General features: G+C 72.4%; 18 protein-coding genes and 1 pseudogene. 9 read left to right on the forward strand and 10 right to left on the reverse strand.

Annotated elements, in window-relative coordinates:
• Positions 1–26: 26 nt before the first annotated feature.
• Both ABEB09_RS08915 and ABEB09_RS08920 read right to left on the reverse strand, forming a co-directional pair.
• Complete coding sequence (locus ABEB09_RS08915) at positions 27–1277, reverse strand: L,D-transpeptidase (protein WP_345688845.1); 1251 nt, start codon at positions 1275–1277, stop codon at positions 27–29.
• A gap of 182 nt (positions 1278–1459) precedes the next feature.
• Entirely contained in the window at positions 1460–2713 is a 1254-nt protein-coding gene (locus tag ABEB09_RS08920) for a L,D-transpeptidase (protein ID WP_345688847.1), read from the reverse strand.
• A 222-nt stretch (positions 2714–2935) separates the two neighbouring features.
• On the opposite strand from ABEB09_RS08920, the pseudogene glgX reads away from it, so the two are divergent.
• From glgX to ABEB09_RS08935, 3 genes and pseudogenes are all read left to right on the forward strand, one after another.
• Positions 2936–5205: pseudogene (gene glgX, locus ABEB09_RS08925) on the forward strand (glycogen debranching protein GlgX).
• Positions 5206–5317: 112 nt separating this feature from the next.
• Positions 5318–7141 carry an ABC transporter ATP-binding protein gene (locus tag ABEB09_RS08930; RefSeq protein WP_345688849.1) on the forward strand — a complete coding sequence of 608 codons (1824 nt, stop codon included), beginning with the start codon at positions 5318–5320 and terminating at the stop codon, positions 7139–7141.
• A complete protein-coding gene (locus ABEB09_RS08935) occupies positions 7128–8930 on the forward strand; it encodes an ABC transporter ATP-binding protein (protein WP_345688851.1) in 1803 nt (600 codons plus the stop codon). Before ABEB09_RS08930 ends, ABEB09_RS08935 begins: the two co-directional genes overlap by 14 nt.
• Before the next feature lie 81 nt (positions 8931–9011).
• Here ABEB09_RS08935 and ABEB09_RS08940 read toward each other — a convergent pair whose 3' ends face one another.
• Positions 9012–9371 carry a hypothetical protein gene (locus tag ABEB09_RS08940; RefSeq protein ID WP_345688853.1) on the reverse strand — a complete coding sequence of 120 codons (360 nt, stop codon included), beginning with the start codon at positions 9369–9371 and terminating at the stop codon, positions 9012–9014.
• Positions 9372–9672: 301 nt separating this feature from the next.
• Here ABEB09_RS08940 and ABEB09_RS08945 point away from each other — a divergent pair, with 301 nt between their 5' ends.
• A complete protein-coding gene (locus ABEB09_RS08945; RefSeq protein WP_345688855.1) occupies positions 9673–10638 on the forward strand; it encodes an NAD-dependent epimerase/dehydratase family protein in 966 nt (321 codons plus the stop codon).
• On the forward strand, positions 10635–11432 hold the full coding sequence (locus ABEB09_RS08950) for a glycosyltransferase family 2 protein (RefSeq protein ID WP_345688857.1): 798 nt from the start codon (positions 10635–10637) through the stop codon (positions 11430–11432). Before ABEB09_RS08945 ends, ABEB09_RS08950 begins: the two co-directional genes overlap by 4 nt.
• Before the next feature lie 26 nt (positions 11433–11458).
• On the opposite strand, the gene ABEB09_RS08955 is transcribed toward ABEB09_RS08950, so the two are convergent.
• Complete coding sequence (locus ABEB09_RS08955) at positions 11459–12268, reverse strand: phytanoyl-CoA dioxygenase family protein (RefSeq protein ID WP_345688859.1); 810 nt, start codon at positions 12266–12268, stop codon at positions 11459–11461.
• 255 nt (positions 12269–12523) lie between these two features.
• Between ABEB09_RS08955 and ABEB09_RS08960 the strand changes: the two genes are divergently transcribed.
• Entirely contained in the window at positions 12524–13720 is a 1197-nt protein-coding gene (locus ABEB09_RS08960; RefSeq protein WP_345688861.1) for a cytochrome P450, read from the forward strand.
• Between the two features lie 24 nt (positions 13721–13744).
• Here ABEB09_RS08960 and ABEB09_RS08965 read toward each other — a convergent pair whose 3' ends face one another.
• Positions 13745–14530 (reverse strand): aspartate/glutamate racemase family protein, encoded by a 786-nt coding sequence (locus tag ABEB09_RS08965; protein ID WP_345688864.1) that lies wholly within the window; start codon positions 14528–14530, stop codon positions 13745–13747.
• Positions 14531–14618: 88 nt separating this feature from the next.
• Here ABEB09_RS08965 and ABEB09_RS08970 point away from each other — a divergent pair, with 88 nt between their 5' ends.
• Positions 14619–15494 (forward strand): LLM class F420-dependent oxidoreductase, encoded by an 876-nt coding sequence (locus tag ABEB09_RS08970; protein ID WP_345688866.1) that lies wholly within the window; start codon positions 14619–14621, stop codon positions 15492–15494.
• On the opposite strand, the gene ABEB09_RS08975 is transcribed toward ABEB09_RS08970, so the two are convergent.
• Entirely contained in the window at positions 15466–16869 is a 1404-nt protein-coding gene (locus ABEB09_RS08975) for a cytochrome P450 (protein ID WP_345688868.1), read from the reverse strand. The genes ABEB09_RS08970 and ABEB09_RS08975 overlap by 29 nt on opposite strands.
• Complete coding sequence (locus ABEB09_RS08980) at positions 16866–17888, reverse strand: methyltransferase (RefSeq protein WP_345688870.1); 1023 nt, start codon at positions 17886–17888, stop codon at positions 16866–16868. Before ABEB09_RS08980 ends, ABEB09_RS08975 begins: the two co-directional genes overlap by 4 nt.
• Positions 17889–18187: 299 nt before the next feature.
• On the opposite strand from ABEB09_RS08980, the gene ABEB09_RS08985 reads away from it, so the two are divergent.
• Positions 18188–19318 (forward strand): glycine amidinotransferase, encoded by a 1131-nt coding sequence (locus ABEB09_RS08985; protein WP_345688872.1) that lies wholly within the window; start codon positions 18188–18190, stop codon positions 19316–19318.
• 60 nt (positions 19319–19378) lie between these two features.
• Here ABEB09_RS08985 and ABEB09_RS08990 read toward each other — a convergent pair whose 3' ends face one another.
• From ABEB09_RS08990 to bla, 3 genes are all read right to left on the reverse strand, one after another.
• On the reverse strand, positions 19379–20110 hold the full coding sequence (locus ABEB09_RS08990) for an SDR family oxidoreductase (protein WP_345688874.1): 732 nt from the start codon (positions 20108–20110) through the stop codon (positions 19379–19381).
• Between the two features lie 75 nt (positions 20111–20185).
• The gene (locus ABEB09_RS08995; RefSeq protein ID WP_345688876.1) at positions 20186–21388 is read right to left on the reverse strand and encodes a cytochrome P450; all 1203 of its coding nucleotides are present in this window, start codon (positions 21386–21388) and stop codon (positions 20186–20188) included.
• Between the two features lie 230 nt (positions 21389–21618).
• Positions 21619–22533 (reverse strand): class A beta-lactamase, encoded by a 915-nt coding sequence (gene bla, locus ABEB09_RS09000; RefSeq protein WP_345688878.1) that lies wholly within the window; start codon positions 22531–22533, stop codon positions 21619–21621.
• A 310-nt stretch (positions 22534–22843) separates the two neighbouring features.
• Here bla and ABEB09_RS09005 point away from each other — a divergent pair, with 310 nt between their 5' ends.
• Complete coding sequence (locus ABEB09_RS09005) at positions 22844–24877, forward strand: M4 family metallopeptidase (RefSeq protein ID WP_345688880.1); 2034 nt, start codon at positions 22844–22846, stop codon at positions 24875–24877.
• The last annotated feature ends 48 nt before the right edge of the window (positions 24878–24925 follow it).

Consider the following 24925-nt stretch of genomic DNA (forward strand, 5'->3'; position numbering starts at 1 on the left):
GGGCCCGCCCGGACGGCGTCGCCGCTCTACTTGATCCACTCCGACCACGGCATGTTCCAGCCGTTGAGGCCGTTGTCCGGCTGGATCTGCTTGTCCTTGGAGTTCTTCACGATCACCACGTCGCCGATGATCGAGTTGTTGTAGAACCACGCGGCCGGCATGTCGCCGTCGTACGCGCCGCGCACGTCGCGCAGGCCGACGCAGCCGTGGCTGACGTTGGCCGAGCCGAACGTGTCGGCCGAGGCCCAGTAGTTGCCGTGGACGAACGTGCCCGAGGTGGACAGGCGCATCGCGTGCGGCACGTCCTTGATGTCGTACTCGCCGCCGAAGCCCACGGTGGCGCCGTTCATCCGGGTCACCTTGTACTTCTCGCTGATGACCATCTGGCCGTTGTACGTCGTCGTGGACGGTGCGCCGGCGGTGATCGGGATGTTCTTGATCTCCTTGCCGTCGCGCACGACGCTCATCGTCTTGGCGCCGGCGTCGACGGTGGACACCTGGCTGCGGCCGATGGTGAAGCTCACCTTCTTCGCCTGCTTGCCGTACACACCCGGGCGGCCCTCGACGCCGTCCAGGTTCAGCTCCACGGTCACCTTGGTGCCGGGCTTCCAGTACTGCTCCGGGCGGAAGTCGAGGCGGTCGTTGCCGAACCAGTGGCCCTCGACCCGTACGGCCGGCTCGGCGGTCACCTTGATGGCGGCCTCGACGGCCTCCGGGTTGGTGATGCCCCGCGTGAAGTTGATGGAGACCGGCATGCCCACACCGACGGTGGAGCCGTCCTCGGGCGTGTAGTGGCCGATGAAGGTGTTCTTCGGCACGAGGGTGGTGAACGTGGTGTCCTTGGCGGACTCACGGCCGGCGGAGTCCTTGGCGACCGCGTGCACCTTGTACTTCGTGGCCGCGGCCAGGTGGCGCAGCGGCTCCCAGCTGGTGCCGTCGGCGGAGATCTTCCCCTCGACGGGCGTGCCCTTGGAGTCGGCGACCGTGACGGTCGTCAGCTTGCCCTTCTCCGCGGTGACCTTCAGGGCGCCGCTGGTGGCGACCGAGTCGGCGCCGTCCTTGGGCGCGACGGTGACGACGGCCTGGGAGGCCGCGTTCTCCACCTGCCCCTTGCCCTTGGCCTCCGGCGCGCCGTTCTTGTCACCGTCGGCGGCGGCGCCGCCCCCGCACGCGGTGACCAGCAGAAGCAACGTTCCGGCAAGCGCGGCCAGCGGACCGCTGCGCCGGACCCTGCCGCGCACCCCGGCCGATGCCCCCGATATCGGCTGCCCGTTCACGATGTACGTCTCCCCTCGCACGGCCCGGCGACGCCGCGGCCTGCACCCCCGCGCGCTGAACTCGCGCGCACGGCGATAGATAATCACACCGCAGTCGTCGCTGAGCGCCCCGGAATGTCACTGTTCAGTCCCAACTTGTTCAGAGACCAACTTTTTCGGGGGCGAAGGGAAGACGTCGGGGATCAGCGCAGGGCGGAGCCGGCCTTCCACTCCTTCCAGCCCATGTTCCAGCCGCCGAGGCCGTTGTCGGGAGCCACCTTCCGGTCACGCGAGTTGACCACCTCCACGACGTCCCCGACCAGGGTCCGGTCGAAGAACCAGCCCGCCGGGCTCTCCGGGCTGCCGCCCTTCACATCGCGCAGCCCGACGCAGCCGTGACTCACGTTGGCCGAGCCGAACGTGGAGCGCGGCGCCCAGTAGTTGCCGTGCAGGAAGGTGCCCGACGTGGTCAGCCGCATCGCGTGCGGCACGTCCTTGATGTCGTACTCGCCCTTGCCCTTGGCGTCCTTGAAGCCGACCGTCGCCCCGTTCATCCGGGTCACGTCGTACAACTCGCTGACCACCATCTTCCCGTTGTACGTGGTGGTCTTGGGCGCGCCCGCCGTGATGGGCAGCGTGGCCAGCAGGACCCCGTCCCGGCGCACCTCCATGGTGTGGGCCTCGGCGTCCACCAGCGAGACCTGGGAGCGCCCGACGGTGAAGCCGACGGTCTTCTGCTGGATGCCGTACACGCCGGGCGCCGCCTCGACGTCGCGCAGCCGCAGGTCGACGGTGACCCGGGTGCCCGGGTTCCAGTACCGCTCGGGCCGGAAGTCCAGCCGCTCCGTGCCGAACCAGTGGCCGGCGACCTCGACCGGCGGGTCCGCGGTGACGCGGACGGCGCGCTCGACGGCGGCGCGGTCGCGGACGGGCCGGTTGAAGCGGAGGGAGACGATCATTCCGGTGCCGACGGTGGCGCGGTTCTCGGGGGCGAAGTAGGCGATGAAGCGGTGCTCGGGCACCAGGGTGGTGAACGTGGTGCGCCGGGCCGAGCGGCGCCCGTGCCCGTCCAGCGCGACGGCGTCGACCCGGTACTTGGCGGCCAGCGCCAGCCGGGTGCCGGGGGCGGGCCGCCAGCGCAGGCCGTCGTCGGAGAGCGTGCCGGGCACCCGCGTCGGCCGCTCGTCCTCGATCCTCGTGACCGTGACGCGTTCCAGCCGGCCGCTGGGCACCCGTACCTCGACCCGGCCGTCCGGGGCGACGCGCTCGGCGCCGTCCTCCGGGGTCACCCGGATGGTGTCCTCCGCCGACCGGCCCTTGCCGCCGCCGAGGCCGCCCAGGCCCCCGAGGTCGCCGAGTCCGCCGTCGGCCGTGCACCCGGCCGCCCCGGCCACCAGTCCCGTCCAGGCCGCCGCCGCCGCGATGCCGAGCCCCGCACGCTTCAGTACATGTTTCACAATCCGCCCAACGACGCCGCCCCGGCGGGGGAAACGTCTGTACGGGTCGTGTTCGGTACCGGTCATGTTGGGAGCGGGACAGTCCGGGCAGAACAGGTGGAGGAACGAGATATGACCATGCGCGGCGCGCCGCGGCCGGGACGCCGCGTCCGCGCCGCGCGCAGCCCGAGCCGGGGAGCCGGACCACAGCCGGCCACCGGACGAGCCGCGGGAGGCCGGCAGGTGTCGAGCGCAGCCGAGCAGAGGTCAGCCGAGGGCAGGGTGGACGCCGCCGTGCCCGTCGAGCCGCGACGTCCGGGCCCGAACGGATTACGCCGTCCCCCGGACGCGGCCCCGGCCCCGCCGGTGTGGCCGGGGTCGCCGACCCCGCTGGGGGCCCGCTTCCGGACCGGGCCCGACGGGGTGGCGGGCACCAACTTCGCGCTGTGGGCGGGCGGCGCGGAGGCCGTCGAGCTGTGCCTGTTCGCCCCGGACGGCACCGAGACACGGGTGCCGCTGACGGAGCTGACGCACGAGATCTGGCACGGCTTCGTGCCGGGCGTGCGCCCGGGCAGCGGTACGGGTACCGGGTGCACGGCCGCTGGGACCCCTGGACGGGCGCGCGCTGGAACCCGGCCAAGCTGCTGCTCGACCCCTACGCGCGGGCGGTCGACGGGGACTTCACCCTGCCGGCCGAGGTGTACGGGCACGTGCGGGACTGGCCCGAGCAGCACGTCGCCGACACGGTCCGCGACGACCGGGACTCCTCGCCGTACGTGCCCAAGGGGGTCGTCGTCCACGACGACACGCCCGGCGACGAGTGGGCCGACGACCGCAGGCCCAAGACGCCCTGGGCGGACTCGGTCATCTACGAGCTGCACGTGAAGGGCTTCACGAAACGGCACCCCGACATCCCCGAGGAGCTGCGCGGCACGTACGCGGGGCTCGCGCACCCGGCGGCCGTCGACCACCTCGTACGGCTCGGGGTGACCGCCGTGGAGCTGCTGCCCGTGCACCAGTTCGCGCACGAGGACCATCTGCTGCGGCGCGGCCTGCGCAACTACTGGGGGTACAACTCGATCGGCTACTTCGCCCCGCACGCCGCGTACAGCGCGTCGGGGACGGGGGGCCAGCAGGTCGGCGAGTTCCGGCGGATGGTGCGGGCGCTGCACGAGGCGGGCATCGAGGTCATCCTCGACGTGGTCTACAACCACACGGCGGAGGCCGGTGAGCTGGGGCCGATGCTGTCGCTGCGGGGCATCGACAACCGCGGCTACTACCGGCTCCAGCAGGACGCCCGCCGCTACGCGGACTACACGGGCTGCGGCAACACGCTGCACGTGGTGCAGCCGCACGTGCTGCGGCTGATCACGGACTCGCTGCGGTACTGGGTGACCGAGATGGGCGTGGACGGGTTCCGCTTCGACCTGGCGGCCGCGCTGGCCCGGTCCTTCCACGACGTGGACATGCTGTCGCCGTTCCTCGCGGTGATCGCGCAGGACCCGGTGCTGCGGCGGGTGAAGCTGATCGCCGAGCCGTGGGACGTGGGCAACGGCGGCTACCAGGTGGGCGCCTTCCCGCCGCTGTGGACCGAGTGGAACGACCGCTACCGGGACGCGGTGCGGGACTTCTGGCGCGGTGCGCTGCCCGACGTGCGCGACCTGGGGTACCGGCTGTCCGGGTCGAGCGACCTGTACGCGTGGGGCGGCCGCCGCCCGTACGCCTCGGTCAACTTCGTCACCGCGCACGACGGGTTCACGCTGCGGGACCTGGTGTCGTACCAGCAGAAGCACAACGAGGCGAACGGCGAGAACAACCGGGACGGCACGAACGACAACCGGTCGTGGAACTGCGGCGCCGAGGGCGGGACGGACGACCCGGCCGTGGGCGCGCTGCGGCGGCGCCAGCTGCGCAACCTGCTCACCACGCTGCTGCTGTCGACGGGCGTGCCGATGCTAGTGGCCGGCGACGAGATGGGGCGCACGCAGGGCGGAAACAACAACGCGTACTGCCAGGACAACGAGATCGGCTGGGTCGACTGGTCACTGCGCGACGAGCCCGCGTACGCCCAGCTGCTGGCGCTGACGCGGCGGCTGCTGGCGCTGCGCCACGCCCACCCGGTGCTGCGGCGCCGGGCGTTCTTCTCGGGTCGGCCGCAGGGCGTCGACGGGCTGCGGGACCTGGCGTGGTTCACGCCCCGGGGGCTGGAGATGACCGAGCGGGACTGGTACACGCCGAGCACGACGATCGCGTTCTACCTGTCGGGCCGGGACATCCCGGGGCGGGACGCGCGCGGCCGGAAGGTCGCCGACGACAGCTTCCTGGCGGTCCTGCACGCGGGCGGCTCGCCGGTCGAGCACCGGCTGCCGGGGCCGCCGTGGGCGGAGGAGTACGAACTGGTGGTCGACACCTCGCGGGAGGAGCAGGAGGAGGCGCCGGGCACGGTGTGCCGGGGCGGGGACACGGTGACGGTGGGGCCGAGGTCGGCGCTGCTGTGGCGGGTGCGGGCGTGAACCGGCATCGGCCGAACGGCTGATCCGGCGGTCCGCGCCTAGGACGGGCCGCGTACCGGACGGCGGAAAACCACATGAGCGATGTCAGTGGTGAACCGTAGGCTCGCTCCTGATGCCACCGCCAACGGAAGACCAGACCGCCGTCCCCGTCCCCGCGCCGCGGAAGCGCTCCGCGGTCCGCTCGTTGCTGCGCCTGTGGCCGTACGTCCGGCCGGTGCGGGCGCGGCTGTTCACGGCCGCGTTCATAGCCGTCGTGGCGTCCTGTCTGAGCCTGGTCATCCCGCTCGTCCTGAAGTGGATGGTGGACGGCCCGGTCGCGGACCGGGACCCGGCCGGCGTCGGGTGGGGCGCCCTGGCGGTGCTGCTGCTGGGCGTGGCGGAGGCGCTGCTGTTCGGGTTGCGGCGGTGGCTGGTGGCGCGGCCTCTCGCGGGGGTGGAGGCCGCGCTGCGCGCCGATCTGTTCCGGCGGATCCAGCGGCTGCCGATGGCGTTCCACGACCGGTGGGCGTCCGGGCAGCTGCTGTCGCGCGGCACGACGGACCTGTCGCTGCTGCGGATGTTCCTGGCCTTCCCGCTGACGTTCCTGTTCGTCAACGGCGTGACGGTGCTGGCCGGTTTCGTGGTGCTGCTGGCGCAGGACTGGATGCTGGGTCTGGTGCTGCTGGTGCCGGTGGTGCCGCTGGTGGTGGTGTGCTCGCTGTTCGAGACGCGGTACTCGGCGGTGGCGCGGCGGGCCCAGGACCAGGTGGGCGATCTGACGACGGTCGTCGAGGAGAGCGTCCTCGGTATCCGGGTCGTCAAGGGCTTCGGCCGGCACCGCAGCCAGGAGCTGGCGTTCCGGGCGCGGGCCGAGCGGCTGCGGGGCACGGAGCTGGGCAAGGCGCGGCTGCTGGCCTGGATCTGGGCGGTCATCACGATCGTCCCGGAGCTGGCCATCGGCGCGGCGCTGGTGCTGGGCACGGTGCAGGTGGCCGACGGGACGCTGTCGGCGGGGACCCTGGTGGCGTTCCTGTCGACGGCGCTGGCGCTGCGGTGGCCGGTCGAGTCGATCGGGTTCCTGCTGGCGATGAGCCAGGAGGCGGCGACGGCGACCGAGCGGTACTTCGAGGTGATGGACCGGACGGAGGAGGACCCGGGCCCCTCCGCGTCCGTGTCGGCAGGCGGTACGGGCGAGGGCGGGGTCCGCTTCGAGGGGGTGGAGTTCCGCTACCCGGACGCGCCCGACGACGCGCCGCCCGTGCTGGCGGGGATCGACCTGCACATCCGGCCGGGCGAGACGATGGCGCTGGTCGGCGCGACCGGATCGGGGAAGACCACGCTCACCGCGCTCGTACCGCGGCTGCACGAGATCACGGCCGGGCGGATCCTGCTGGACGGCGAGGACATCACGGCCATGCCCCGCGAGCGGCTGCGGGCGCTGGTGTCGGTGGCCTTCGAGGAGCCCACGCTGTTCTCGGCCAGTGCCGGCGAGAACGTCCTGATGGGCGCGGCGGGCGCCGGAGAGCCGGAGCTGCGCCGCGCGCTCGCGGTCGCGCAGGCGGGCTTCGTGGACGACCTGCCGGAGGGTGCCGCCACCCAGGTGGGCGAGCAGGGGCTGAGCCTGTCGGGCGGCCAGCGGCAGCGCCTCGCGCTGGCCCGGGCCGTCGTGGGGCGGCCGCGGTTCCTGGTGCTCGACGACCCGCTGTCGGCGCTGGACGTGCACACGGAGGCGCTGGTGGAGGCGGCGCTGCGCGAGGTGCTGCGGGACACGACCGCGCTGGTGGTGGCGCACCGGCCGTCGACCGTGCAGCTGGCCGACCGGGTGGCGCTGCTGTCCGGCGGGCGGATCGCGGCGGTGGGGACGCATCAGGAGCTGCTGCGCGGCAGCGCGGAGTACGCCTGGCTGATGTCGGGGGCGCGGGACGAGCGAGGAGCGGTGGGCGATGGCATCGGGTGATCCGTTCGACCGGGACGCGCTGCCCGCGCCGAAGGGCGCGACGGGGGCGCTGCTGCGGTCGCTGCTGGCGCCGCGGCGGGCCGGGGTGGCGCTGTCGGCGCTGCTGCTGGTGCTCCAGCAGGCGGCGGTGCAGGCGGGGCCGCTGCTGGTGGCGTACGCGATCGACCGGGCGGTGCCGGCGCTGCGGGCCGGGGCGTACGGGCCGCTGGTCGCGGTCGGCGCCGGGTACGTGCTGTGCGCGGTGGGCGCGGGGTTGTTCCAGTACGGGTTCATCCGGGCGTCGGCGCGGGTCAACCAGGACGTGCTGCTGGACCTGCGCGGGCGGATCTTCCGGCACGCGCAGGCCCTGAGCGTGGACTTCCACGAGCGGTACACGTCGGGGAGGCTGATCTCGCGGTCGACGACCGATGTGGAATCGCTGCGGGAGCTGCTCAGCGAAGGGCTCCAGGAGCTGGTCGGCGTCGTGCTGTCGTTCGTGACGATCGCGGCGCTGCTGCTGTGGCTGGACTGGGGCATCGGCGCGGTGGCGGTGGTCTCCTTCGGGCCGCTGTACCTGCTCGTACGGCTCTACCAGCGGCGGGCGGGGGTGGCGTTCGCCGCGCGGTCGTCGGCCATCGCCTCGGTCATCGTGAAGTTCGCCGAGACGATGAACGGGATCCGGCCGGTGCGGGCGTTCCGCCGGGAGCGGGCCAACGACGCGGCGTTCGCGGAGCTGAACCGCCATCACGAGCGGCGCAACGGCGACGCGATCCTGGAGATGGCCCGCTATGTGATCGGGTCGCGTCTGGTGGCCAACACGGCGGTCGCCGCGATGGTGCTGTGGGGTGCCTGGCGGGTCGCGGACGGCACGCTGGCCCTCGGGGTGCTGGCGGCGGCCGTGCTGTACATGCGGCGGCTGTACGACCCGATCGACCGGCTCGCGATGTTCCTCAACGCGTACCAGTCGGCGGCCGCGTCACTGGAGAAGATCGCCGGCCTGCTGGCCCAGCGGCCGAACGTGCCGGAGCCGGCGGCTCCGCGCGAGCTGCCGCCGCGGCCGTCCGGCGCGCCGGGCCGGGAGGTCGTCTTCGAGGACGTCCGCTTCTCGTACCGCACGGGCGGCGAGGTCCTGCCGCGGTTCTCGCTGACCGTGCCGGCGGGCCAGACGGTGGCGGTCGTGGGGTCGACGGGCGCCGGCAAGTCGACGCTCGCGAAGCTGCTGGCGCGGTTCTACGACCCGACGGAGGGGCGGGTCCTGGTCGACGGCGTCGACCTTCGGGACCTGGCCGTGGCCGAGCTGCGGCGCGGGGTGGTGATGGTGACGCAGGAGGCGTTCCTGTTCTCCGGGACGGTCGCCGAGAACATCGCGCTGGGGCGGCCGGACGCGACCCGCGAGGAGATCGAGCTGGCGGCGAAGGCGATCGGTGCGCACGACTTCATCGCCGCGCTGCCGGACGGGTACGACACGGACGTCCGCAAGCGGGGCGGCCGCATCTCGGCCGGCCAGCGCCAGCTGGTCGCCTTCGCCCGCGCCCTGCTGGCCGACCCGGGCGTACTGATCCTCGACGAGGCGACCAGCTCCCTGGACATCCCCGGTGAGCGGGCGGTGCAGCGGGCCATGGACACGGTGCTGCACGGCCGTACGGCGGTGGTGATCGCACACCGGCTGTCCACGGTCGAGATCGCGGACCGGGTGCTGGTGATGGAGGACGGCCGCATCGTCGAGGACGGCCCGCCGTCGGGCCTCATCGCCGAGGAGGGCCGCTTCGCGGGGCTGCACCGGGCGTGGCGGGAGAGCGTGGTGGGGTGACGAGGTCCCAGGTCTGGACGGTTCCGTCGACCCCGGCGGTGACGAGCCTGGTGCCGTCGGGGTGGAACGCCGCATCGTCGGTCAGCGGAACTCGTGGACGACCTCGATACGGCCGACGATGTGGGCGTTGAACTCGTCCAGCTCCTCGGCCGGGACCCACAGTTCCAGGATCGTCCGGCCACCGGCCCGCTGTACGGGGTAGCGGGCCAGGAAGGCCGAGTCGACCTCGAAGCGGGTGACGAAGCCGGCGCCGCTGTGCTTCACGTTCCAGTCGCGGGCGATGCGGATCGCGTAGTCCTCGTTGAGGACCGGGTAGAAGATCGGCTGCTCGGGGAGGCGCGGCGGCCAGGCCCGCCAGTCGAGGCTTCGCACCAGGTCCAGTTCCTCGGGCCCGGTCGGGCGCCACAGGGTGGTCGTCGGCGGGGCGGCGGTGCCGGTCATGGTGGGTGCTCTTCCTGGTCGTCGTCGGGCGTTCCGGGTTGTCGCACCGTAGCGGGGCGGTTCGCGGGGCGGCCAGCGGGTTTACGGGGCGCCGGGCGCCCGGCCGGCGGGGCGCCATTCGGTCATCGTCGCCGACGGGCCCCGCACGGGCGGGGGCCGACGGCTATGTTGTGCCGCACACCGTCGGGCTCCGGAGAAAGGGTCTCGTCATGTCCCCTGCCTCATCGGCCGCCGACAGCACGACACGCCCCGGTTCCGATCCGCTCCCCCGGAGGTGCCCGTCGCGCGCGGGAGCGCGCTGATGCGGGCCGTGGTGACGGGGGCCGCCGGGTTCATCGGCTCGCACCTGTGCGCCCGGCTGCTGGCCGACGGCTGCGAGGTCGTCGGCGTGGACGTGCTCACCGACACGTACGACCCGCGTCTCAAGAAGCGGAACGTGGCGGCGCTGCTGGGCCGGCGCACGTTCACGTTCCTCCGCGCCGACCTGCTGCACACGCCGCTCGCCCCGCTCCTCGACGGCGCGGACGCCGTCTACCACCTGGCCGGGCAGCCGGGCGTGCGCACCTCGTGGGGCGCGGAGTTCGCCACGTACGTGCACCGCAATGTGCTGGCCACCCACGCGGTCCTCGAAGCGGCCCGTGCGGTGCGGCCCCGCAAGCTGGTCTACGCCTCCAGCTCCTCCGTCTACGGCGACGCCGCCCGCTACCCGACCGGTGAGGCGCTGCGGCCGCGGCCGGTCTCCCCGTACGGCGTGACCAAGCTCTCCGGGGAGCAGCTGTGCGAGGTGTACCGCACCGCGTTCGGCCTGCCGACGGTCTCGCTGCGGCTGTTCACCGTCTACGGACCGAGGCAGCGCCCCGACATGGCCTTCGCGCGGCTCGTCGACGCGGCCGTGCGCGGCGAGCCGTTCACCGTGTACGGGGACGGGGAGCAGAGCCGCGACTTCACCTACGTGGCCGACGTGGTGGAGGCGCTGTGCCGGGTCGTCCGCTCGGACTTCACCGGGGTGGCCAACGTCGGCGGCGGCTGCCGTGTCTCGCTGAACGGCGCGATCGCCGTACTGCGGTCGCTGACCGGCCCGTTCGACGTGGTGCGGGCCGAGCGGGCGCCGGGCGACGTCCGGCACACCGCGGCCGACATCTCCCTGTCGCGCGCGGCGTTCGGCTACCGGCCGCGCGTCGGGCTGCGGGAGGGGCTGGCCGCGATGGTCGACCAGGCGCGGCACGGGCGGGTGCCCGTGCCGCTGCACGAGAGGAGCGACAGGTGAACGACGGCGTTCCGGGCCGCATCTCGTACTGCGTCACCTGCAAGAACCGGCTGTGGCAGCTGCGCGAGACGCTGCCGGAGAACCTGGAGCGGGTACGTGCCGACGGCCGTGCCGAGATCGTGCTCGTCAACTACAACTCCGACGACGGGTTGGACACCTGGGTGCGGCGGTTCCGGCCGGAGATCGAGAGCGGGCTGCTGCGGTATCTGCATGAGCGGAGCGAGCCGTACATCCACCTGTCCAAGGCCAAGAACCTGGCGCACTTCGGGTCGACCGGCGAGTTCCTGGTGAACCTCGACGCCGACAACTTCATCGGCGACACGGTGCGGGCCTGGCGGGAGGTGTGGGCGAGGGAGTACGACACGCTCGTCCACGGCTTCGTGGCGGAGACCGACCGCGGCCGCTTCGGCAGGCGGGACGGCCTGCCCGCCGACGGCAACGGCACGTGCGGGCGCATCGGTCTGCCGCGCCGGCACTTCCTGGCGCTGGGCGGCTACGACGAGGAGATGCTGCCCATGTCGCAACAGGACGTCGACCTCATCGACCGGGCGCGGGCCTTGGGACTCGGCGTCGTCCGGGTGCCGCAGCCGGACCGGGCGTCGGCCCCGGCGGCGATCTGCAACAGCATCCAGGACAAGCTGGCCCACACCGGGTCGAGCCTGAGCTGGGAGGAGATGCGCCGGCGGAACCGGGAGCGGCGCCTGGAGAGTCTGCGGCTCGGCAGGCTCGTGGCGAACCCCGACCGCGTACCGGTGAAGCTGCTGCTCAACTTCACGGAGGCGGTCGAGGTCTAGGTCGTGCCGAGGAGGGCCGCGGCGGGCTACAGCGCCTTCCAGTCGTCGTTCTCCACGATCGCCCGGAGCGGCACCTCGTCGTCGGACTCGGGCAGGTGGAAGCCCTCGTACGTGGCGCCCGCGCCGAGGAGTTGCCGCTGGACCGGAGTCACGCGGGCCAGCCGCTCCTCGGACAGGTCGAACGCCTCGACGGGACGCATCCAGCGGTAGGCGTAGGCGTAGAACAGGGTCATGCGGGTGTTGCCGGAGCGGTTCGCGCCGACCGTGTGCCACACGCGGGAGTCGATGACGATCGCCGAGCCGGCCGGGGCCAGGATCGGCACGGAACCCGGCGGCCTAGGGCCGGTGGGCCGGGGGACGTCCACGCGGTGGCTGCCCGGCAGGACGAGCGGACCGCCGTCCTCGACGCCGCCGATGTCGGTGAGCGGATAGGAGATCTTCACCGACAGCAGGGGCAGCGGCTGGGGCAGCGTGTACGTGACGCCCTGGAGGTCCCGGTGCCAGTTGAAGGGGAAGTCGACCTCGGGCGGCACGGTCTCGTTCCGGTCGAGGTGGGAGTGGTACACGAAGATGTTCCAGCCCAGGGCCTCGCACACGGTGGGCAGCGTGGTCGGCAGCGCCATGGGCTCGACGAACGCGGGCTCCAGCTCCTGTACGGCGAACAGCACACGGCGCCGCGGGGTGTAGTAGTCGCGGGCGCGGTCGCGGAACCGGTCGTGCGCCCGGTGCGCGGCCTCGGTGAGCCGTTCCACCTGCTCGGCGGAGAGCGCGTCGGGAATGATTTCGTAGCCGTCCTCGGCGAGCCGCGGAGTGTGTTGTTCCGGTGTGCCGGTCATGACCGGTCTCCTGTCGTCATCCGATTTCACGGGACGAAAAGCGCTGCCACTATAGGGCCGCCTCCCCGGCAAGCGGCAGACGGCCGACGGTAATTGGCCGGATGTGGGCAGCGCGGAAAGTGCGCGGGATTGGCGGCCGATGGCGGCGGGGAGACAACAGGGGATTCCCACGGGAATGTTGAGCAGCAGGGAAAGCCGAGCAGCATGCGATCAGACCCGCCGTGGCGCACGGCCCCGATAATTCCGGAGGAATGGGTGACGAATTCCCGCTGGCTGCACCAGGAGGAGATCGAAGGGGTGCGCCTCGACGTGGACCCCGGACTCGTGGAAAGGAATCGCACCGAGCCGGTGAGCCGGGTGCGGCTGTCGGACGGGCGCTCCGCCTGGCTGGTCACCGGCTGGGCGGAGACCCGTCAGGTGTTCACGCATCCGGCGTTCAGCCGGGCGCGGGCGACCGGGCTCCCCGACCGGGGCGTCCGGCCGACGTTCATGCTCGACATGGATCCGCCGGAGCAGTCCCGGGTCCGGTCCAAGGCCGTCTGGGCGTTCACGCACCGGCGGGTGGAGCAGCTGCGGGCCCGCTCCGAGCGGCTCGCCGACGAGCTGCTCGACACGATGGAGGCGCACGGCGAGCCGGCCGACCTCGTCGGGCACCTGGCGCAGCCGCTGCCGCTGACCGTGATGTGCGATCTGCTGGGCGTGGAGCGCGAGGACCGGGCCGTGCTCGGGCCCTGGTCGGAGGTGCTGCTCTCGCTGACGGCCCACACCCAGGAGGAGATCGACTCGGCGTGCGCGGGCCTCGACGCGTACGTGGGCTCCCTGCTGGCGCGGCGCCGCGCGGAGCCGTCCGACGATCTGCTGTCGGCGCTGGTGCACGGGCCGCGGCAGGAGGGCGGGGATCCGCTGGACGACGACGAGCTCGTCCACCTCGGGGTGAGCCTGCTGGTGTCCGGGTTCCCGGCCACGGCGAGCCAGATCACCAACTTCTCGTACGTGCTGCTGACCCGGCCCGAGCTGTGGCGGCGGCTGGTGGACGACCCGGGCATGGTGCCGCGGGCCGTCGAGGAGCTGCTGCGGTTCGTGCCGCTGGGCTCGGACGCCGGGCTGCCGCGGGTGGCCACCGAGGACGTGAAGGTCGGTGACACGCTGGTCCGCGCGGGCGAGACGGTCATGGTGTCGCGGCCCTCGGCCAACCGGGACGGGGACGTGTTCGACCGGCCCGACGAGATCGTGCTCGACCGGGACGACAACCCGCACCTGGCGTTCGGGTACGGCGTCCACCACTGTCTGGGCGCGCATCTGGCGCGGATGGAGCTCCAGGTGGCGCTCGGGCGGCTGGTGGCCCGCTTCCCGGGCCTGCGCATCGCCGTGCCGGAGGAGGAACTGCGGTGGCGCACGGGGCTGGTGGTGCGGGGGCTGCGCGAACTGCCGGTGGCGTGGGGTCCGGCGTGAGGGGCAGCGGGCCCTCGGCGCGGCTCAGACGTGCCCGTAGTAGTCGCGGTGCGCCACCACCCCGTACGCGTAGTCGAGCAGGGTGCCCCAGCTGAACACGGGGATGTCGATGTGCCGCTGCACGGCGCGGGCGAACGGCTGCACCGCCCCGCACTCCAGGACCATCGCGCCCATGCGCGGATGCCGCTCCCGGAACTGCCGGGCCAGCGTGACCACTTCGTGCTCCACCACCTCGTACGAGGCCTCCCGCAGCGCCGGGTCGGGTTCGTCGTAGAGCCGGACGAGCGTCGGGCAGAGGCCCGACTCGGCGATGCCGGCCAGCGGATGGTCCGCGGCCGGGTCGATGCCGACGGCCCTCAGGTGCGCGTCCGTGAGGTGGTCGCGGAACGCCACCATGAGGCCCACGCTCCGGTGCGCCCCGACGACCGTCCTGGCCAGCGGCGCCTGGAGCAGGCTCGACATGAACACCGGGACGTCCACCGCGTCGGCGACCTCCCGCTGGAAGTACGCGAAGTAGCCGCACTCGGCGGCGATCGCCCGGCACCCCATGTCCTGGAGGCGGCGCGCGGCCTCGACGATCGGCCCTACGCACGCCGACTTGTCCTCCGCGAAGATCAGGTCGTCGAATCCGATGCCGCGCACGATGTCGTACTGGACGGGAAAGGGGTACGCGCTGGCGTTGCGCATGTCGCCGGGAAATCCCGGATAGACGTCGTCGACGAGCATGACGCCCAGGCCCATGCCGTAGCAGCGGTGCTGTTTCCGGGAGCGTATCCCGGTGAGTCCGGTGTCACGATTTCCGGTCCACATCCTCGGTTCCCTCCGGTCTCCTGGGTCGTGACTGTTCGGCGGAATAGTCCCTGTCGGTGTTGCGGGGTGCGCGCCTAGCCTGTCGGTCATGGATTACGCCATCGCATTACCCTTCGGCGGCCCTTCCGTGGTGGACCCGGAATGGGTGACCGAATTCGCCCTCCACGCCGAGGCGTGCGGATTCGAGTCGCTGGTCGTCGCCGAACACTCCGTCATGGTCGGCGAGTCGGCGAGCGTCTATCCGTACAGCGCGAGCGGGCGCCTCGCGGTCGCCGGGACCAGCCCGATCCCCGACCCTCTGGAGCTGCTGAGCTTCCTCGCCGCGCGCACCCGCACCATCGGGCTGGCGACCGGTGCGCTGATCCTCCCCCACCACCACCCGGTGGTGCTGGCGAAGCGGGCGGCCACGCTCGACGTGCTCTCCGGCGGGCGGCTGCGGCTGTGCGTGGGCGTCGGCTGGCTGCGGGAGGAGACCGAGGCGTGCGGCGTGGACTTCGCCACCCGGGGCCGCCGCGCGGACGAGCAGATCGCGGTGCTGCGGAAGCTGTGGGCGGACAGCGGCCCCGGCGGGGCGGACCACGACGGCGAGTTCTTCCGGTTCCGGGGCGCCCTGTGCCACCCGAGGCCGGTCCGTCCCTGGGGCGTGCCCGTCCACATCGGCGGCCACAGTGTCGCGGCCGCGCGCCGGGCCGGGCGGCTGGGCGACGGCTTCCAGCCGCTCGGCGTGTCCGGGGCGGAACTGCGGCGGCTGATCGGCGTCATGCGGCGGGAGGCGGAGCGGTGCGGCCGCGACCCCGGCGCCCTAGAGGTGACGCTGTCCTGCCCGCTGCGCGAGCTGACGCCGGAGCGGGCCGCCGCGCTGGCCGTGGCCGGCGCCCACCGGGTGGTGCTCCAGGCGGGCGACGAGGCGTCGGACCTGGAGAAGGTCAAGGACCTCATGGAGTGGTGCGCCGCCGCACGGTGAGCCACACCCCCTCCCGTGGCCGCAGGTTCGCCGCCACCGTCAGGGCGGGCGTGCGGCCGGGGTGCGGGGCGAACGCGTACCGCTGGAGCGCACGGGTGAGAATCAGCTGCCCCAGCGTCAGGGAGAACTCCCGGGCCACACAGCCGCGCCGGCCGCTCCCGAACGGGATCCACGCCTGCCGGTGCCGGTCCGCCGACCGCTCCGGCGCGAACCGTCCCGGGTCGAAGTGGTCCGGCCGCTCCCACACCCCGGGGTGGAGGTGGATGCGGTGGATCAGCACGACGACGTTCGTGCCGGCGGGCACGGGCACCCCGTCGATGACGTCGTCCCGCGCGGCCCTGCGCTGCACCCAGTAGGTGGGCGGGCACAGCCGCAGGGCCTCCTTGAAGACCATGCGGACGTACGGCAGGGCCGCCAGGTCCTCGAAGGAGGGCCGCCGGCCGCCCAGGGCCCGGTCCACCTCCTCCCGCGCGGCCCGCTGGGCCTCCGGCGAGCGGGCCAGCAGGTGCAGGGCCCAGCTCACCGAGATGGCCAGCGGCTCGGCGCCCAGCAGCAGCGACACCGCCTCGTCGCGTACGCCCGCCGCGTCCAGCTCGCGTTCGGCGGCCGTCATGATGTCGAGCAGGCCGCCCTCCGGGCGGTCGGGGTCGGCGCCGCCCTGCTCGCGGGCCGGGTGCGCCGGGCTCCGGCGGGCGAGGACGTCGAGGACCGTCCGCTCGATGTCCGCGATCGCCCGGCGCTGCCGCCCGCGCCCCGGGAAGGGCATCCAGGGCGGCACGGCCGACGCGAGCATGCCGATCCACATGTAGTTCATGATCTGGTCGAAGGCGCGGGCGATCCGGCGGATCTCCGGGCCGGTGACGGCGGCCCCGTAGAGCAGTTCGGCGAGCGCCGCGGTGACGGCCGTGGTGACGTACGGCACGACGTCGTGGCGGGCCGTCCCGGTCCCGGTCGCGGGCCAGGAGCTGGTGTGGTCGTCGACGACGCGGGCCATGTGGTCGGTCATCGACTTGAGCGCAGCGTGGCGGAAGGCGGGGCCGATGAGGTCCCGGCGCCGCTTCCAGTGGGCGTCCTCCACGTCGATGGTGGACAGGCCCTGGCCGGTGAGCGGGAGCAGGGTGGCCCGGAATCCGGTGGGGCCGCCCTTGTCGGCGTAGTTGTCGGCGTTCTCCAGCAGGACGTGCTGGGCGTGCCGGGGGTGGCCGAGGGCGACGAGGTCGGTGACGCCGAGGTCGAGGCGGTAGAGGTCGCCGTGCGTGCGGTGGGCGTCGGCCCAGAACGCGTCGTTGCGGCGGATCAGTTCGGGCAGGCAGCCCAGCACGGGCCAGGTGCGTGCCGTCGGCAGGGCGCGGTGGGCGGTCGTGGAGCCCGTCATCGGGGCCTGGTGGCGATCAGGATGCCGTGCGGCGTCCACGTGGGCAGGGGGATGCGGACCGGCTCGGTGAACCCGGCCGCCGCGAGGGACGCCTCGTGGCGCGACCACGGGTAGATCATGCCGCCCTCGGCGGGCAGCGCGGCGAAGTAGACGCTGTCGAGCGCGGCGATCAGCGGCCCGTCGCCGGTGTCGTCGGACATCGAGTTGAAGACGGCGACCCGGCCGCCGGGGACGAGTGCGTCGTGGGCCTTGCGGAGGAGTTCGGTGTTCTCCTCGGGGGTCCAGATGACGAGCTGGTGGGCGAAGAGCACGCAGTCGTATCCGGTGGGGAACGGCTCGTGGAGGATGTCCAGCGCCCGTACCGTGATCCGGTCGGCGAGTCCGGCACGGCGGACGCTCTCCTCGGCGACACGGACCGAGGCGGGTATCTCCAGGACGGTGACCCGCAGGTGCGGGTTGGCCCGGGCGAGCGCGATGGCGTTGACGGCGTCGCCGCCGCCGCAGTCCAGCAGGGTGCGGGCGCCGGACAGGTCGAGGGACGCCACGAGGTGCTCGTTGGCGAGGAGGGACCAGGACCGCATGTAGCGGTAGAAGACCTCTTCCAGGGCGGGTGTGGCGGCCAGCCGCCGGTACAGGTCGCGGTCGTCGCCCGGGATGCGCCGCAGGCCGACGTTGGTGTTGCGGCGCAGCGACTCGGTGAAGTCCGCCTGCCCCTCGTAGACGATGTGCTGCTCGAACGCGACCGTGTTGGCGAGGTGTTCCCAGGTGCCCTGCTCCATCAGCCCGGCGATCAGGTCCGAGAGGCGGACGGAGCCGTCCTCGCGGTGGATCAGGCCGAGCGCGGCGCAGCCCAGGAGCAGGATGTCGCCGGCGCGTTCCTCCAGACCGAGGCCGGAGCGGACCTCCTCGGCGGTGAGCGGTCCTTTTTCCGCCAGGAGCTCGAAAAGGCCGAGTTCACAGGCGGCATTGAGGTACTGAAATGCGGCGTGCCCGAAGAGAATCATGGAGAGTTTCTCCATGCCGGAAGGGGGATTTCCTACCTGATCGGCTGTCACTGCGCCTCCTAGGCGTGCTGCCCGGATCACGATACGAACCCTGCCAGGTGGATCAGCGAGAGCTTGCCCGTCGAAATCTTGGGCTGTCAAGGAGGCCCCCTGCCGGGCATATTCGGGCTCGCCGCGCAGGGCAGACCGACCGGAGCGGTGTATTCACGCCATACCGGCAAGGCCCCATGGCCAGCACCCGGCAAGGACGATTCACTCGTGAACGGCAGGCCTCGCCCGAGGCCACACCCCGATGCGAAAAGGACTGATCGCGGATGACTGTGCACAGTTACGACGAGTGGTCCACGCTGAAAGAGGTCGTCGTCGGCTCCGGAGTCCGCTACGACGCCCACGAGGTGGAGCTCTCCTTCAAGCTCTTCTTCCACGACGTGGCGAATTCCGCGTTCTACTACCCGACCTACGGGCCCACCCCGGAGGACGGGCCCGCGGCGGACCGCAGGCGGCTGAAGAAGCGGTACGTGGAGGAGCTGAACGAGGACGTCGAGGAGCTGGTCGACGCGCTGGAGGAGCTGTCCGTCACGGTGCACCGCCCGAAGGCGCTGCACGGGTCCGTCGACTTCCGGACGCCGTACTGGCAGGCGAACTGCGTGCCGGCGCTGAACGTGCGGGACCAGGCCGTCGTCCTCGGCGACGAGATCATCGAGACGCCGCCGCAGGTGCGCGCCCGGTACTTCGAGAACGACCTGCTCAAGCCGGTGTTCTACCGGTATTTCGCGGCGGGCGCGAAATGGACGACGATGCCGCGCCCGGTCATGACGGACCGGTCGTTCGACATCTCGTATGTGTCCGGTCAGCACACTCCGGCCATTCAGGAGGTCTCCGCGGCCCGTACCTCGCCGTTCGACGTGGGTTTCGAAATGATGATGGACGCGGCGCAGTGCATACGATTCGGCAAGGACGTGATCGTCAATGTGTCGACGGAGAACCATGCTCTCGCGGTGCGCTGGCTGCAACGCCACCTGGCCGGGAAGTTCCGTTTTCACGTCATGCACCGGTTCGCCGACAACCACATCGACAGCCTGGTCCTGCCACTCCGGCCGGGAACGCTTCTGCTCCGTAATCCGGAAGTGGCCGAGAAACTACCGGCGCCGCTGCGGTCCTGGGACCGCATCTACGCACCGGAACCGACCGACAATATCTTCCCGCAGTACGAGGACGACGATCTCGTCCTCACCAGCCGGTACATCGACATGAACATTCTGTCGGTGGACGAGAACACCGTCGTCGCGAACTCGTTGTTCCCGGACCTCATCAAGGTCCTGGAGAGCAACGGCTTCACCGTCGTCCCGGTCCGCCACCGGCACCGGCGTCTTTTCGGCGGCGGTTTCCACTGTTTCACGCTGGACACCGTGCGGGAGGGCGGCGCGGAGGACTACTTCGGCTGAGCGGCCGCGGGCCGGGGCGGGACGCCCGTGTGCGTACGGGCGCCCCGCTGCCGGGCACCGTCAGGCGACGCCGCCGCAGGCGCTGATGTTCTGGCCGGTCACCCAGCCGGCGGCCGGGCCCGCCAGGTAGGCGATGACCCGGGCCACCTCCTCCGGCTCGCCGGTCCGGCCGAAGGACGACAGGGCGGAGGCCCACGCGCGGTCCTCGTCCGGCATCAGCGCCGTCTCGGTGAAGCCCGGCGACACCGCGTTCACGGTGATGCCGCGCGGCCCGAGCTCGCGGGAGAGCGAGCGGACGAACTGCTCCACGGCCCCCTTGCTGCCCAGGTACAGCGGGGTGTTGGGGAGGAAGAGGCGGGTGCCGACGGTCGACACGGCGACGATCCGCCCCCCGTCGGCGATCCGGGCGGCCGCCTCGCGCAGGGTGAGGAAGACGCCCTTGGCGTTGGTGCCGAAGACCCGGTCGAAGTCGGCCTCGGTGCTTGCGGTCAGCGGCCGGGTGACCACGACGGCCGCGTTCGCGACCACGATGCCGGGCTGCCCGAAGGCGGCCTCCGCCTCGTCGAAGAGGCGCCGTACGTCCGCTTCCCGCGCCACGTCGGCCCGTACGGCGACGGCGCGGCCGCCCGCGGCGACGACCTCGTCCACGGTGCGGTGCGCGGCCTTCTCGTCGCGCACCCAGTTGACGACGACGGGCGCGCCGGCCGCGGCGAGGGTGTGGACCGTCGCCCGGCCGATCCCGCGGGAGCCGCCGGTCACCACCGCCGCCCTGCCGTCCAGTGCGTGAGGCATGCGCAGGATTCTTCGCCCCCGCGGCGGCGGCCGGTAGGCCGCGAACCCGCCAGGGTGGCGCGCGGGCGGACCGGCTCACCAGACGACGGGAAGCTCCTGGATCCCGTACACGAACCGCTCGGTGCGGAAGGCGAGGTCCGTGAGCGGCCGGGCGAGCCGCAGGCCGGGGAGGCGCCGGAACAACGCCGGGTAGGCGACCTGGAGTTCGACGCGGGCGAGGTTCTGGCCCAGGCACTGGTGCGGCCCGGAGCCGAACGTCAGGTGGCGGCGGGCCCGGCGGCGCACGTCCAGCCGGTCCGGGTCCGGGAAGGCGGCGGGGTCCCGGTTGCCGATGTCGTTGGCGCAGATGACGGCCTCACCGGCCCTGACAACCCGGCCGTGGATCTCGATGTCGGCGGTCGCGACCCGGCGCCGCCCGAGGTGGGTGACCGACAGGTACCGCAGCAGCTCCTCGACGGCCCACGCGACCTGTTCCGGGTCGCCGTCGCGGACCACGGCGAGCTGGTCCGGGTGGCGGAGCAGCGCGCACACCCCCACCGCGATCATGCTGGTGGTGGTCTCCTGCCCGGCCGCGAGGAGGAGCCTGGCCTCTCTGGCGCACTCCTCGCGGGTGCCCGGGCCGGCCGCGAGCCGGCTGAGCAGGTCGTCGCCGGGCTCCTCGGCCTTCCGCCCGACCAGGTCGCCGAGGTACGCGGTCAGCCGGCGGGACGCGTCGAGCGCCGCCTCCGGTGTGCTGCGCGTGTCGACGACGACGGCGTTGGCCCGCTGGAAGAACCCGCGGTCCTCGTAGGGGACGCCCAGCAGCTCGCAGATGACCATGGTGGGCAGGGGCAGGGCGTACGCGGCGACGAGGTCGGCGGGCGGGCCGGATCGCTCCAGGGTGTCGAGCAGTCCGGCGGCGATGCGCCCGACGCGCGGACGCAGCCGCTCGACGTGCCCGACGGTGAAGTCGCGGATGAACTTCCGCCGCCGACGGTTGTGTTCGGGCTCGTCCATCGTGATGAACGTCCGGTTGTGGTCGCGGGTCGCGTCCTGTGCCGCACTGACGCTCGGGTACGCCGGGTGGCGGTCGTCCGCGCTGATGCGCCGGTCCCGCAACAGCGCGACCTGGTCCTCGTGGCGCACCACGAGCCAGGCCGTCGCGCCGTTCCACAGCGTGACCCGCGACAGGGGTGCCGTCTCCAGGAGGCGGTGCCGTCCGGGCGGTGGGTCGAAGGGGCAGCCGGGAGCGCGCCGGTTCGTCCAGGCGTGCGGAGGAGGGGAGGCGGTCGGGGCCATCGCGGTCCTTCCGGAGCGGGGCCGGGAAGCGTGGCCGCGACGCTAACAGCGGGCCGAAGCGCCGTGGAAGGCCACGGAGTGGTCGCCGGACCGTTCCGGTCACGGCGACCACCCCGCCGTACGGTGGCCGGGAAGGGCCGCCTCGCGGAAGGCACGGCGGGGCTGGGCCGGGTGCCGGCCACCCGGACCCAGGCCCAGGCCTCCGGTCCCCGGCCCCCGTCCTCGCACGGTCAGCTCATGGCGTCCGCCAGGATCTTCGCCGTGCTCGCGACCAGGGGGTCGTCGGACGCGGCGTCCTGGTCGGGCTTGGTGGTCATCACCGCCAGGACGACCGGCGGGCGGCCGGGCGGCCAGGCGATGCCCGCGTCGTTGTTGCCGCCGTAGCTGCCGCCGCCGGTCTTGTCGGCGAGGGTCCAGTCGGCGGGCAGGCCGGCGCGGAAGCGGTTCTTGCTGGTGGTGTTGGCGAGGAGCCAGTCGGTGAGCGTCCGGCGGTCGCCGGGGGCGAGCGCGTCACCGAGGACCAGACGGGCGTAGGTCCGGCCGATGGCGCGGGGCGTGGTGGTGTCCGTCTCGCGCCACGGCTCGGCCGAGTTGAGCTCGGGCTCCCAGCGGTCGAGGCGGGTGACGGTGTCGCCGATGGAGCGGCTGAAGCGGGTGATGGCGGTGGGGCCGCCGAGTTCGCGCAGGAGGAGGTTGGCGGCGGTGTTGTCGCTGTGGGTGATGGAGCAGGCGCACAGCTCCTCGACCGTCATGCCCCGGGCGAGGTTCCCCTCCTCGCCGGTGATCGGGGACCAGCCGGAGCGCTTCACGTAGTCCTCGGTGTAGCGGATGCGGCGGGCCAGGAATTCGCCCTTGCGGTCCAGGTCCCTCAGCACGGCGGCCGCGCCGATGGTCTTGAACAGGGAGCACATCGGGAAGCGTTCGTCCGCCCGGTACGCCACCGTGCGGCCGGTGGCCGTGTCGTGGGCGTAGGCGCCGAGCCGTGCGCCGTGCTCGCGCTCCAGGGCGCGCAGCCGCTGGGTGACCGGCGCGGCCGGGGTGGCGTGCGCCGGGGTCGCCGCGGTCAACGCGGCGAGGGCCGCTCCTGCTCCGGTGGCGAGGACCGTCCGGCGCGTCGGGTGGGCTCCGATGGATCGCACAGGCATCTGCCTTTCCTTCGTACGGGCGAATCTTCTGACAGGACGTCACCACGCGTCCCACTGGTTGCAGGAGGCACCGACACGGCCGGACGGCATCGCGGCGTCGACCCGTGAAACGTCCGGTTAACGAACATGACTTTTCGGGCAACGGACGATTTCCGGCCAAGTTGTTGTCACGCTCCTGACAATCGCCGTCCTCCCCTGTCACTCTTCCTCCGTTCTGCGCAGTACGTGCCGCACCCGCTCCGCCAGCTCTGTTTGCACCAGCCCGAGGGCACACCCAGCCCCCGGTACCCCCCTCGCAAAAGGAGTCCGCGTGAGATCCACGCCAAGCCGTCGTGCCACCGCCACGGGCGCGCTGATCGCCGCCGCCGCCATGCTCGCCGTGGGCGTGCAGACCGGCTCCGCCACCGCCGACGACGGATGGGCCCCGGTGGCCCCGAAGGGCCAGGCCGCCGGCCAGGCCGACCCCGGCTCCCTGCCCGCCGACCTCTCCCCCGCCCAGCGCACCGCGCTCATACGCGCGGCCGACGCGTCCAAGGCGGACACCGCCAGGGAACTCGGCCTCGGCGCCCAGGAGAAGCTCGTCGTCCGGGACGTCGTCCAGGACCGCGACGGCACCACCCACACCCGCTACGAGCGCACCTACGCGGGACTCCCGGTGCTCGGCGGCGACCTCGTGGTCGCCGAGACCAAGGCGGGGCAGACCCGCGGCGTCAGCAAGGCGTCCCGCGCCGAGCTGAAGAACGTCGACACCAGCGCGGACGTCGCCCCGGCCAAGGCCGAGGCGCAGGCCCTGACCGCCGCGAAGGCCGAGGGCTCCCGGGCCACGAAGGCCGACCGCGCCCCGCGCAAGGTCGTGTGGCTCGCCCAGGGCAAGCCGGTCCTCGCGTACGAGACGGTCGTCGGCGGCCTCCAGCACGACGGCACCCCGAACGAGCTGCACGTCGTCACCGACGCCACCACCGGCGCCAAGCTGTTCGAGTGGCAGGCCGTGCACAACGGCACCGGCAACACCATGTACAGCGGCCAGGTCACGCTGGGCACGGCGCCCTCGTACACGCTGACCGACACGACCCGCGGCAACCACAAGACGTACAACCTCAACCGCGGCACCTCCGGCACCGGGACGCTGTTCTCCGGCTCCGACGACATCTGGGGCGACGGCACCCCGTCCAACATGGAGACCGCGGGCGCCGACGCCCACTACGGTGCCGCCCTCACCTGGGACTACTTCAAGAACGTGCACGGCCGCAGCGGCATCCGCGGCGACGGCGTCGGCGCGTACTCGCGCGTCCACTACGGCAACAACTACGTCAACGCGTTCTGGAGCGACTCCTGCTTCTGCATGACGTACGGCGACGGCTCGGGCAACGCCAAGCCGCTCACCTCCATCGACGTCGCCGCGCACGAGATGACCCACGGCGTCACCTCCAACACCGCGAAGCTCGTCTACAGCGGCGAGTCCGGCGGCCTGAACGAGGCGACCTCCGACATCTTCGCCGCCGCCGTCGAGTTCCACGCCAACAACTCCAAGGACCTCGGCGACTACCTCGTCGGCGAGAAGATCGACATCCGGGGCAACGGCACCCCGCTGCGCTACATGGACAAGCCGAGCAAGGACGGCTCGTCCAAGGACTACTGGTACTCCGGGATCGGCGGCATCGACGTCCACTACTCCTCGGGCCCGGCGAACCACTGGTTCTACCTGCTCTCCGAGGGCAGCGGCACCAAGACCATCAACGGCGTGACCTACGACTCGCCCACCTCCGACGGCCTGCCCGTCACCGGCATCGGCCGCGACAAGGCCGCGCTGATCTGGTACAAGGCGCTCACCACCAAGTTCACCTCGACGACCAACTACGCGGGCGCCCGCACCGGCACCGTCGCGGCCGCCACCGAGCTGTACGGCGCCGGCAGCGCCGAGGTCAAGGCCGTGGAGCACGCCTGGGCCGGCATCAACGTCGGTTCCCGCCCGGGCGGCGGCGACCCCGGCACCGGCAAGGTCTTCGAGAACACCGCGGACGTCAGCATCCCCGACAACGGCGCGGCCGTCACCTCGTCCGTCGCCGTCACCGGCGTCACGGGCAACGCCCCCGCCACGCTGAAGGTCGGCGTCGACATCGTCCACACCTGGCGCGGTGACCTGGTGATCGACCTGATCGCGCCGGACGGCACGGCGTACCGGATGAAGAACTCCAGCGGCAGCGACTCCGCCGACAACGTCCAGGAGACGTACACCGTCGACGCGTCCAGCGAGGTCGCCAACGGCACCTGGAAGCTCCGCGTCCAGGACGTCGCGGCGTACGACACCGGCTACATCAACAGCTTCAAGCTGACCTTCCCGTAAGCCAGGAGGCGGGCGTACGGAAAGCGGCGACACAGCGGGCGGCCGCCC

It is taken from the genome of Streptomyces coeruleoprunus, assembly GCF_039542925.1.
Taxonomy (GTDB): domain Bacteria; phylum Actinomycetota; class Actinomycetes; order Streptomycetales; family Streptomycetaceae; genus Streptomyces; species Streptomyces coeruleoprunus.

What these genes read in the sequence shown, in the direction of transcription:
- ABEB09_RS08930 (WP_345688849.1), top strand. Translation starts at nt 5,318, where the DNA reads ATGCCACCGCCAACGGAAGACCAGACCGCCGTCCCCGTCCCCGCGCCG.
- ABEB09_RS08935 (WP_345688851.1), top strand. Translation starts at nt 7,128, where the DNA reads ATGGCATCGGGTGATCCGTTCGACCGGGACGCGCTGCCCGCGCCGAAG.
- ABEB09_RS08940 (WP_345688853.1), bottom strand. Translation starts at nt 9,371, where the DNA reads ATGACCGGCACCGCCGCCCCGCCGACGACCACCCTGTGGCGCCCGACC.
- ABEB09_RS08945 (WP_345688855.1), top strand. Translation starts at nt 9,673, where the DNA reads ATGCGGGCCGTGGTGACGGGGGCCGCCGGGTTCATCGGCTCGCACCTG.
- ABEB09_RS08955 (WP_345688859.1), bottom strand. Translation starts at nt 12,268, where the DNA reads ATGACCGGCACACCGGAACAACACACTCCGCGGCTCGCCGAGGACGGC.
- ABEB09_RS08965 (WP_345688864.1), bottom strand. Translation starts at nt 14,530, where the DNA reads ATGTGGACCGGAAATCGTGACACCGGACTCACCGGGATACGCTCCCGG.
- ABEB09_RS08970 (WP_345688866.1), top strand. Translation starts at nt 14,619, where the DNA reads ATGGATTACGCCATCGCATTACCCTTCGGCGGCCCTTCCGTGGTGGAC.
- ABEB09_RS08975 (WP_345688868.1), bottom strand. Translation starts at nt 16,869, where the DNA reads ATGACGGGCTCCACGACCGCCCACCGCGCCCTGCCGACGGCACGCACC.
- ABEB09_RS08980 (WP_345688870.1), bottom strand. Translation starts at nt 17,888, where the DNA reads ATGGAGAAACTCTCCATGATTCTCTTCGGGCACGCCGCATTTCAGTAC.
- ABEB09_RS08985 (WP_345688872.1), top strand. Translation starts at nt 18,188, where the DNA reads ATGACTGTGCACAGTTACGACGAGTGGTCCACGCTGAAAGAGGTCGTC.
- ABEB09_RS08990 (WP_345688874.1), bottom strand. Translation starts at nt 20,110, where the DNA reads ATGCCTCACGCACTGGACGGCAGGGCGGCGGTGGTGACCGGCGGCTCC.
- ABEB09_RS08995 (WP_345688876.1), bottom strand. Translation starts at nt 21,388, where the DNA reads ATGGCCCCGACCGCCTCCCCTCCTCCGCACGCCTGGACGAACCGGCGC.
- bla (WP_345688878.1), bottom strand. Translation starts at nt 22,533, where the DNA reads ATGCCTGTGCGATCCATCGGAGCCCACCCGACGCGCCGGACGGTCCTC.